Genomic DNA, 9,954 nt, shown 5'->3' on the forward strand with positions numbered 1-9,954 from the left:
CTTAAGATTCTTTTTTTGTTATTTCAAAATATTATTAAAAACTTAAAATATCAGAAAATTTTGTATTGACTGTTGTATCATATAAACGTTAAGAAGTGCCTTCCAACTAAAAAAGCTGCCTCATTACGAGACAGCTCATAAAAAAATTATTAAATTAGCGTACTTCTGTACCTTCAATTGTTGCAATAGCTTTTAACACTTTATTATGTGCTGCAACAACCTCTTCATCTGTTAATGTACGTTCTGGATCGAAGTATGTTAGGGAGAATGCCACTGATTTTTTACCAGAATCCATTTTTTCACCTTCGTATACGTCGAATACGCGAACGTCTTTCAATAATTTCACACCTGCCGAACGAATAGCAGTAATGACTTCTCCAGCAGTTGTTGCACGGTCCATGATAAGGGCAATATCACGAGACATTGCTGGGAAACGTGGTACTGGTGTATAGGCAAGTGGTGCTTTTTTAGCAGTAGCAATTAATAATGTTACTAGATTCATTTCCATTACATAAGTGTCTTTTACACCCCATGCTTTTTGTTCTGCAGGATGTAATCCACCGATAATGCCGACTTGTTCACCGTCTAAAAGAATGCTAGCCGTACGTCCTGGGTGTAAACCATCTACTTCCGTTTTCACAAATGAAATACGGTCCTCTAAACCAAGCTTACCGATAACACCTTCTACAATGCCTTTTAAGACGAAGAAATCTACCTCTTTTTTCTCACCCTGCCAAGCATGGTCAAGCCATTTTCCTGTTACTACTGCCGCCACATGCTCTTCCTCATATGGTAACCCCTCTTCTGATTGACCAAGGAATACTGAACCGATTTCATACAATGCCACATTGTCAGCTTTACGTGCAACATTGTATGCAGCAGCTTCAATTAGATGTGGGATTAGACTTTGACGTAGTGTTGAACGGTCCTCACTCATCGGCATAAGTAAACGTGTTACTGGCTCTGCTTTTAATGCAAAGCGTTGTGACAATGCATCTGAAGTTAATGAGTAAGTGACAGCTTGGTAAAGGCCTCCCCCTTCCATGTAAGTACGAACTACACGACGATTTGCTTGATATGGCGTTAGACGACCTACTTGGTTTGCGCCCTCTGGTAAGGTCATCGGAATTTCATCATAGCCGTATAAACGAGCAATTTCCTCTACAATGTCTTCCTCAATTTTAATATCTTGACGACGTGTTGGTGCATCAACAATTAGTAAACCATTTGCTGCTTCTACGCCGAATTTAAGACGCTCTAAAATTGACAGCATCTCTTCTAATGAAATTTTCATACCTAAACGTTCATTAATAAAATCTGGAGAAACAACAACACGTGCTGGTGATTTATCTAGTTCATCCACGATGCATGTTCCTTCTAACACTTCACCGCCAGCTAATTCAGCTAGTAGTGCTGCAGCACGTTCTGCAGCAGGTAACACACGGTTAGGGTCTACACCCTTTTCAAAACGAGCAGAAGCATCTGATCGAAGTCCAAGATGACGCGATGTTTGACGTACTGTTAAACCGTCGAAGTATGCAGATTCGATTACAACAGTTGTTGTAGAATCACTTACTTCAGAGTTTGCACCACCCATTACACCTGCGATAGCTACTGGCTCCTTGCCATTTGTAATGACTAAATCTGTTGCTTTTAATGTACGCTCTTGATCATCTAAAGTTGTAATTTTTTCACCTTCTGTTGCTTTACGCACTACGATTTCACCTGTTGCTAGGCTATCGTAGTCAAAGGCATGAAGCGGTTGACCGTATTCCATTAAAATGTAGTTCGTAACATCGACAACATTGTTATGTGGGCGTACGCCTGCTGCCATTAAGCGATTTTGTAACCACATTGGTGATTCCGCGATTTTTACGTTTTTCACAACTTTTGCAACATACATTGGGTTTGCTTGTAAATCTTCCACTCGAAGCTTTAACATGTCTTCTGCTTTTTCAGAAGATGTGCTGTAGGCGATTTCTGGATACTTCACTTCTTCAGTTAGAATTGCACCAACTTCGTATGCCACACCTAGCATTGACAACGCGTCTGAGCGGTTTGGTGTTAAACCAAGCTCTAATACTGTGTCACGTAGACCTAAAATAGCAAGGGCATCCGAGCCGACCTCAGCATCCTCAGGAAGTACATAGATACCTTCAGAATATGCTTTAGGAACAAGCTTTCCTTCGATTCCTAACTCTTGTAATGAACAAATCATACCGTTTGATTCATGTCCACGAAGTTTTGCTTTTTTTATTTTAATGCCACCTGGTAAATGTGCACCTGGACGAGCAACAATAACTTTTTGACCAGCATCAACGTTTGGAGCACCACAAATAATTTGTTGTGGCTCAGCTTCACCAACATCCACTTGGCAAATATTTAATTTATCCGCTTCAGGATGTTTCTCTTTTGATACGACATAGCCTACTACAACTTTTTCCATTGCGTTAGCACGGTCAATTACTGCATCTACTTCAATTCCAGAGCGCGTAATTTTTTCAGCTAACTCCTCAGGCGTTAAATCCTGTGTACTTACATAATCTTTTAACCATTCTAATGATACTAACATTTTTTATCCCCCTTACGCCTCTGTTCGCTCGAATTGTGATAAGAAACGTGTGTCACTCGTATAGAAATGACGAATATCGTCGACACCATATTTCAACATTGCGATACGTTCAGCACCAATACCGAATGCAAAGCCTGACACTTTCTTCGGATCATAGCCAGCCATTTCAAGAACATTTGGATGCACCATACCTGCTCCTAAAATTTCAATCCAGCCTGTACCTTTACATACGTTACAGCCAGAACCACCACATTTGAAGCAAGAAATATCCATTTCAACAGATGGCTCTGTGAATGGGAAGAAACTTGGACGAAGTCGAATTTCGCGGTCAGCACCGAACATTTTTTTCGCTAATGTATCAAGTGTACCTTTAAGGTCACTCATGCGAATATTTTCACCAATCACTAGCCCTTCAATTTGCATGAATTGGTGAGAGTGTGTAGCATCATCGTTGTCACGACGGAATACTTTCCCTGGACAAATAATGCGAATTGATTCACCTTTCTTCTCTTCCATCGTGCGAGCTTGCACAGGAGAAGTATGCGTACGTAATAATATTTCCTCGGAAATATAGAATGAATCCTGCATATCACGAGCAGGGTGTCCCTTCGGCAAGTTCAGCGCCTCGAAGTTATAATAATCCTTTTCCACTTCAGGACCTTCGGCAATTTCATAGCCCATACCGATAAATAAATCTTCAATTTCTTCAATAACACGTGTTAAAGGATGACGATTGCCAACTTTAATCTCACGGCCAGGTAAAGTGACATCAATCGACTCACTTGCTAATTTTTCAGCAATTGCTGCTTCCTCTAGCACAGTTACCTTTTCCTCTAATACAGCAGTTACATTTTCACGAACCGTATTGACTAAGGCACCCATTTTCGGGCGTTCCTCAGCTGATAATTTTCCCATGCCTTTTAATAAATCAGTAATAGGTCCTTTTTTTCCTAGATATGCTACTCGCACATCATTTAGTTCCTTTAAATTTGCTGCCGCTTCAATTTTAGCAAGTGCTTCTTGCTCTAATTGTTTTAATTGCTCTTCCATGTATAAACCCTCCTTGTTCACATAAATGCCTGCTGTTGATGGCATAAAAAAACTCGCCCCTAAAAAAGGGACGAGGACATATTCGCGGTACCACCCTAGTTATTGCATAGAAAATTCCTAGCAATCACTTCATTGACATAACGACTAGATTAAAGCCGGCGTACCTTTACAGCATTTAGCTGGTCCCGGTAGCTGCTCGCGGGGTGAATTCAAAACTGCATTGGTACGGCACTGGCTCTCAATCTTCGTCCTGCGCTCCCTGTCGTCCATTCACAATTTTTACTACTTCCCGGTCAAAGCATTTTAGTTTACATTTTAACAGTGATTATACAATACTATACCAATTCAAATCAAGAGCCATGTGCCTATTGCCATCGATATCGATGATTCTATCGGTAATTTTAGGCTCCTCACCATAACGTGTGGTTGATTTCCGTTCCGACTGGGCGCTTTCCTGGGGGCGTCCGATGAGCCACTTGGGGCAACAGGTGTTTTTTGCGCGAAAGCGAAGTGCTAACGTAGCGGCAGCAAAGTGTTTTTGTCTGTGCGAAAGCGTAGTGCAACGTAGCGACAGCAACAGCAGGATGTTGGTCACGAAGGCGTTATCACAGGATGTGATGGTTTTAGCCTTCGTTCCTCTATTGCTGATCCCCAAGGAGTCGCCCAGCCTCCACTCCAATCAACTAGTACATTGCATACGATTTCACCATATTCTTGCAATTACAGGTGTGATTACGATTATTAACTACTTAACAAATCCATATAAAACAATTCCTGTTGCCACTGCTACATTTAGAGACTCTGCTTGCCCCAATATCGGAATAATAATATTTTGATCTGTCATCGAAAGTAATTGTGGATGAATGCCACTACCTTCATTCCCCATCATTATCGCGAAAGCACCAGTATGCTCAATATCACTATAGACAACTGCATCCTCATCTAAAGCTGTTCCAAATACTGGTACATTATTATCCTGTAGCTGCTCAATCCATTCCTCTAGATCGCCACGAAGGACAGGAATATGGAAATGTGAGCCTTGCGCAGAGCGAAGCGTTTTAGGATTATATAAATCCGCACAACCCTTGCCGAGTATGACCGCATCCAAACCAGCTGCATCCGCAGTACGAATCATCGTCCCAATATTCCCTGGATCTTGGACGGCATCAATTAGTAGCACCTTGCGCCACGAAGCCATTACATCTTCTTCTAACAAAGGTTGCTTACAAACTGCAAATACACCTTGAGATGTCTCAGTTTCAGCAAACTCCTTGGCAACAGCCGCTGTTATTTCAACGATAGCTACATTATCAATCGGCCAAAGCATTGGTAAATCTACACCTTCACGTACAATTAGCTGTAGCACCTGGTCCTTATTTTTTAATGCTTCCTCCACCAAATGGAATCCCTCTACTATGAATTCTCCGGATCTTTCACGCTCTTTACGTGTTGTCGCTAGTTTCTTCCAATATTTCACTAACGCATTTTGCGTAGATTCAATTCTTTTCATCGTACCTCGTACCGCCTTTTTCCTATTTACTGTTCATTATTATACAGTAGAAAACGATAAATTACATAGTCATGCAAAAAACAGATTAATTGTTATATCTTTTTCTTTTATTATCAACTTATCACCCCCAGATAATTACAAAATCACAGAAATACATGTTATAATTTTCAATATTTCAGAAATACAAATGATTCCCATTTTGGGTGATGTAGAAATAAATCTGAGGGTGAAAATAAATGAAAAAAAATGTACATGTAGTAGGTGCCATTATTGAAAATGACAAGCATGAAATTTTTTGTGCGTTAAGAAATCCTAATATGGTACTAGCAAATTATTGGGAATTTCCTGGTGGTAAAATCGAAGAGGGCGAATCGCCGGAACAAGCTTTATCTCGTGAAATATTAGAGGAATTTAATTGCTCGATACAAGTTGGGGAAAAGGTTGAGGATACCATTTATGAATACGAAAAATTTATAGTACGCTTAAAAACATTTAAAGCGTCCATTATAAAGGGAGAGCCGGTCATGCTAGAACATGCTGAAATTAGATGGGTTCCTCGACATCAACTTCTAGATCTTAATTTCGCTCCTGCCGATATTCCCGCGATAAAAAAAATACTTGCTGAAAGATAATACTATTCATAAACAAAAGGATGACATAAAAAAATGCCTTAATTGTCATCCTTTTGTTTACTCAAATCTCTACAATGAGTTACCCTATTTCTCCCATTCTCCTTAGAGGCATATAAAGCTTCATCAGCTCTTTTTAATATTGTAGCCTCACTATCCTTTAAGGTGGCTGTCGCCATTCCGATACTCACTGTTATTTTTCCAGTTTGCCATTTTGCATATTCAACAGCCCGTCTTAAATACTCAGCGATATCTTTAGCCTCGTCCTCATTAGTTTCAGGTAAAATAACAACGAATTCTTCTCCACCATAACGTGCGACTGTATCTTCTGAACGAGCCTGAGTTTTTAATATTTGTGCTAATTGTGCAAGGACTTCATCTCCTACTTGATGCCCGAATGTGTCATTTACTTTTTTGAAATGATCGATATCTAAAATAAAGAGTGAAAATGATTTTGCAGTTTTGTCGAAAATAGAAAACTGTTCTTCTAGTTTTTCTTGAAAGAACCTTCTATTTTTCAAACCAGTTAGCTTATCTGTTACTGATAATTCTATTAATGTAGCATTCATTTCTAATAGCTCTGCTTGTTTTTGTTCGATTTCTAAATGAATCTGTTCTAATTTTGCTAATGCTCTTTCCTTATCAATATAAGCTGCTTCCACTTGTTTTTTAGCTGATCGTAACTCTAGTTCATAATCAATTCGCTTTTTCATCTTCACTAAAATACAATCAATTCGCTCCATCTCATCCTCAGTATACATCCTAGCATTCAACAAATATGGATTAGAAATACCGTCCTGATGCTTAAAACTAATAAATAGTTCTTCTACACACCTTTGTAAATTAATAGTAGGGTAAAAATAAGAATGAAAAATCAGCTTATTAGGTATAGACATGAGAAATTCAATATGTTTATTTAACACATCCGCCTGTTCATAGCCCATCCATTTGAGAAAAGTTTGATTTACTTCTGTTATAATCCCTTCATGTGTAATGGAAAGAAAACCACAAGGCGCATAGTTCAATTGTTTATCCATTTTTTGAATATCCTTTCATGTTTCTTACAAAAAGCCTTTGATACAGCGAATCGTTTCTTCTGGATGGCTAATATGTGGGTAATGACCTTTTGCCTCCATTAATATCAATGTACTATTTTTTAAGTGAATATGTAAAAATTCTCCTATCTCAATCGGTACAATACTGTCATCTGAACATTGCATTATAAGTGAAGGAACTGTCACTTTTACTAGGTCGTCACGATAATCAGATAAAAAAGTTACTTCAGCAAATTCTCTAGCAATAACAGGATTAGCTGCAATAAATGTTTGCTCCAATTCCTGTGATAATCTAGGAACCTCAGGATTTTTCATAGCTATAGGAGCCAAGTAACTTGCCCATCCTGAAAAATTCATTTCCATCATATCCAGTAGTTCTGTAATATCACTTAATTCGAATCCGCCATGATAAGCACCGTCATTTAAATAACATGGAGATGGCCCAATCATCACTAATTTCTTGAAATATTCAGGACGTTTTATTGATGCTAACATTCCTATCATTGAGCTAACAGAATGTCCAACAAATATAATCTCGTTCAAATTTAAAAATTCGATAATGTCTAGTAGATCTTGTACATAACCGTGCAAAGTATTGTATTTTTCAGATTTATAAGCGTTTAAATCCGATTTTCCCGAACCAACATAATCAAACAATATTATTTGAAAATTTTCTTCAAGTGCAGGTGTGATAAAGCGCCACATATTTTGATCGCATCCAAAGCCGTGCGCAAAAATAATAGTTTGATCCCCCTTGCCTATTATTTTTACATTATTACGAACAATAACATCCATCATCGCATTTACTCCCTTTAGAATTTATGTATTACATTCATTTTGACCTTGAGGGCAATAATTATCAAGATAAATGAAGGATTATTATTGCTGTGAGCTTTACTTTCTTCAACATACAGCCCTTTCTCAAATGATGCATATCACTTGGAAAGAATATGGAGATTGAAATTTTATCACTTAAAAATTAAAGATAAATACTCAATTTCTTGATTCATACATATGATGCTATATTGAAACCCATTAAGGAGGTGTCCTAATGATTATTCATGTGGTGAGCGCAGGTGAAACACTTTGGCAAATTGCAAACAGCTATTCTGTACCGATTAATTCCATTATCAAATTAAACGCATTATCTAAACCAGATCAATTAGTAATCGGACAATCACTCGTTATTCCCTCTCCTTACACAACCCATATTGTAAAAAGGGGTGACACCTTATGGTCGATAGCCCAACATTATGGTGTGTCTATGCAATCGATTATCACAGAAAATCATCTAACAAATCCAGATGTTTTAACACCTGGAACTAGACTAGTTATTCCACCCACTACACATATTGTATTGCCAGGAGAGACTCTATCGCAAATTGCCACGTATTATGGAACGACTGTTCAAGCAATTGCTTCGGAAAATGAAATTTCAGATCCAAACATGATTTATGCTGGTACGCAGTTGATTATTCCAAGAGCAAAGCCTTCCATTGAAGTAAATGCTTATACGTATCAAGAGCCTAAAGAAGCTGTGCAGTCGATTAACGCAATCGGTCATCTACTAACTTATTTTAGCCCCTTTGCTTATATGGTGAAAGAGGATGGAACACTACAACCTATAAATGATAAAGAAATGATCGATGCAGCTAATGCCAAAAACATTACTCCTATGCTGACCCTTACGAATTTCTCTTCTACAGAAGCCGGCTCCAATCTATCACATGTTATTTTATCTAGTGCAGAATTACAGGAAAAGGTCATTAACAATACTTTGAAAGTGATGCAGGAAAAGGGCTATAAAGTTCTAAACGTTGATTTTGAGAACGTTCTACCGGCAGATCGAGAGAATTATAACACTTTCCTCCAATTAGCTGTTGATCGTCTTCATCCAAAAGGATACCTAGTATCAACAGCACTTGCGCCAAAAACGAGCGCAACTCAGGCAGGAACTTTATATGAGGCACATGATTATGAAGCACACGGAAGAATTGCAGACTTTGTAATTTTGATGACATACGAGTGGGGATATCGACTTGGTCCACCTCAAGCAATTTCACCCATTAACGAAATGAGAAAAGTTGTGGAATATGCTTTATCAGTTATGCCTGCTGACAAAATATTTTTAGGCTTTGAAATTTATGCTCGCGATTGGCTTCTACCGCATGTTAAAGGGCAAGAGGCAGAAACATTTAGCTCTCAAGAAGCGATTAATAGAGCAATAAAATATGGCGCAATCATTCAATATGATAGGACCGCACAGTCACCATATTTCCGTTATGTCGATGAACAAGGTAGAAATCATGAGGTATGGTTTGAAGATGCTAGAAGTGCACAAGCTAAGTTTGACTTGGCGAAGCAATATAATCTTCGAGGTATTAGCTATTGGGCATTAGGTTTCCCTTTCCCACAAAACTGGGCGCTATTAAATAATGATTTTTCCATCAAAAAAGTTTCATTATAAAGCGGGGGAACTTTTTGGCAATCAATGAACTTAATTAGCTTAGTATGCGCAGTTTAGAATGTACTATTAATCCAAAAAAGTCTAAACAATTCTACAATAAATTCTTACCTTTCCCTAGTTTTTCCCATAATAAAAAATCAATTCAAAGCCATATTAAGAAATATCAAAACGAAAGGAGAAACTAAACATGGGAAGAGACAATAAACAAGGTACTAGCGCAAACAAAGGGTCATTGCCCCAAACACCAAAAAACCAAAAAATAGCGCCAAACAAAGCTAGTGAAGAGTTTTCTCAAGAGTTTATGAACCTGATTAATTCGGTTACTAAAGAAGGCAAGACAAAGAAATAAGGGGGGCTTCAAGTGGATTATAATCGTGCACAAGAAATTGTAGCCTCACCAAAGGAATATGAAGTAAGCTATAATGGCGTATCTATTTGGATTGACAAGCTTCATGAAGATGGTAAAACAGCAACTGTTCATTTACGTCGTTCTTTAGAGGAACGATCCGAAGTGGATATAGGTGAATTAAAAGAAGAGTACCTCGTACATTAGACTTTATAAAAAAACTGCTTACTTGAAGTGACCCCTAAAAGTTAGACACGGTTATTTCATTAGGCAGCTTGGGTAAAACGAGTTCGGTATTGCACCGGACTCGTTTTTAATTTTGCCT

General features: G+C 38.3%; 9 protein-coding genes. 4 read left to right on the forward strand and 5 right to left on the reverse strand.

Annotated features, from left to right (window positions below; translation table 11 throughout):
• Positions 1–154: 154 nt before the first annotated feature.
• The 3 genes from pheT to ACQKNC_RS03575 all read right to left on the reverse strand — a co-directional run bounded on the left by pheT (position 155) and on the right by ACQKNC_RS03575 (position 5,132).
• Positions 155–2,572, reverse strand: coding sequence for a phenylalanine--tRNA ligase subunit beta (gene pheT / locus ACQKNC_RS03565; protein ID WP_427423486.1), 2,418 nt, complete (start codon positions 2,570–2,572; stop codon positions 155–157).
• A gap of 12 nt (positions 2,573–2,584) precedes the next feature.
• The gene (pheS, locus tag ACQKNC_RS03570; protein ID WP_197144733.1) at positions 2,585–3,622 is read right to left on the reverse strand and encodes a phenylalanine--tRNA ligase subunit alpha; all 1,038 of its coding nucleotides are present in this window, start codon (positions 3,620–3,622) and stop codon (positions 2,585–2,587) included.
• Positions 3,623–4,367: 745 nt separating this feature from the next.
• Positions 4,368–5,132 carry a TrmH family RNA methyltransferase gene (locus ACQKNC_RS03575; RefSeq protein ID WP_427423487.1) on the reverse strand — a complete coding sequence of 255 codons (765 nt, stop codon included), beginning with the start codon at positions 5,130–5,132 and terminating at the stop codon, positions 4,368–4,370.
• Between the two features lie 236 nt (positions 5,133–5,368).
• On the opposite strand from ACQKNC_RS03575, the gene ACQKNC_RS03580 reads away from it, so the two are divergent.
• Complete coding sequence (locus ACQKNC_RS03580) at positions 5,369–5,764, forward strand: (deoxy)nucleoside triphosphate pyrophosphohydrolase (RefSeq protein ID WP_427423488.1); 396 nt, start codon at positions 5,369–5,371, stop codon at positions 5,762–5,764.
• 38 nt (positions 5,765–5,802) lie between these two features.
• Here ACQKNC_RS03580 and ACQKNC_RS03585 read toward each other — a convergent pair whose 3' ends face one another.
• Both ACQKNC_RS03585 and ACQKNC_RS03590 read right to left on the reverse strand, forming a co-directional pair.
• Positions 5,803–6,798: a sensor domain-containing diguanylate cyclase gene (locus ACQKNC_RS03585; protein WP_427423489.1), complete on the reverse strand. Its 996-nt coding sequence runs from the start codon at positions 6,796–6,798 to the stop codon at positions 5,803–5,805.
• Between the two features lie 24 nt (positions 6,799–6,822).
• Positions 6,823–7,614 (reverse strand): alpha/beta fold hydrolase, encoded by a 792-nt coding sequence (locus ACQKNC_RS03590; RefSeq protein WP_427423490.1) that lies wholly within the window; start codon positions 7,612–7,614, stop codon positions 6,823–6,825.
• Between the two features lie 253 nt (positions 7,615–7,867).
• Here ACQKNC_RS03590 and ACQKNC_RS03595 point away from each other — a divergent pair, with 253 nt between their 5' ends.
• The 3 genes from ACQKNC_RS03595 to ACQKNC_RS03605 all read left to right on the forward strand — a co-directional run bounded on the left by ACQKNC_RS03595 (position 7,868) and on the right by ACQKNC_RS03605 (position 9,836).
• A complete protein-coding gene (locus ACQKNC_RS03595) occupies positions 7,868–9,283 on the forward strand; it encodes a glycoside hydrolase family 18 protein (RefSeq protein WP_427423491.1) in 1,416 nt (471 codons plus the stop codon).
• Between the two features lie 187 nt (positions 9,284–9,470).
• A complete protein-coding gene (locus tag ACQKNC_RS03600) occupies positions 9,471–9,632 on the forward strand; it encodes a YfhD family protein (RefSeq protein ID WP_427423492.1) in 162 nt (53 codons plus the stop codon).
• Positions 9,633–9,644: 12 nt separating this feature from the next.
• Positions 9,645–9,836 carry a small, acid-soluble spore protein, H family gene (locus ACQKNC_RS03605; protein WP_427423493.1) on the forward strand — a complete coding sequence of 64 codons (192 nt, stop codon included), beginning with the start codon at positions 9,645–9,647 and terminating at the stop codon, positions 9,834–9,836.
• The last annotated feature ends 118 nt before the right edge of the window (positions 9,837–9,954 follow it).

This window comes from Lysinibacillus sp. NPDC094177, assembly GCF_050279145.1.
In the GTDB taxonomy this organism is placed as follows: domain Bacteria; phylum Bacillota; class Bacilli; order Bacillales_A; family Planococcaceae; genus Lysinibacillus.

What these genes read in the sequence shown, in the direction of transcription:
- pheS (WP_197144733.1), bottom strand. Translation starts at nt 3,622, where the DNA reads ATGGAAGAGCAATTAAAACAATTAGAGCAAGAAGCACTTGCTAAAATT.
- ACQKNC_RS03590 (WP_427423490.1), bottom strand. Translation starts at nt 7,614, where the DNA reads ATGATGGATGTTATTGTTCGTAATAATGTAAAAATAATAGGCAAGGGG.
- ACQKNC_RS03575 (WP_427423487.1), bottom strand. Translation starts at nt 5,132, where the DNA reads ATGAAAAGAATTGAATCTACGCAAAATGCGTTAGTGAAATATTGGAAG.
- ACQKNC_RS03585 (WP_427423489.1), bottom strand. Translation starts at nt 6,798, where the DNA reads ATGGATAAACAATTGAACTATGCGCCTTGTGGTTTTCTTTCCATTACA.
- pheT (WP_427423486.1), bottom strand. Translation starts at nt 2,572, where the DNA reads ATGTTAGTATCATTAGAATGGTTAAAAGATTATGTAAGTACACAGGAT.
- ACQKNC_RS03595 (WP_427423491.1), top strand. Translation starts at nt 7,868, where the DNA reads ATGATTATTCATGTGGTGAGCGCAGGTGAAACACTTTGGCAAATTGCA.
- ACQKNC_RS03600 (WP_427423492.1), top strand. Translation starts at nt 9,471, where the DNA reads ATGGGAAGAGACAATAAACAAGGTACTAGCGCAAACAAAGGGTCATTG.
- ACQKNC_RS03580 (WP_427423488.1), top strand. Translation starts at nt 5,369, where the DNA reads ATGAAAAAAAATGTACATGTAGTAGGTGCCATTATTGAAAATGACAAG.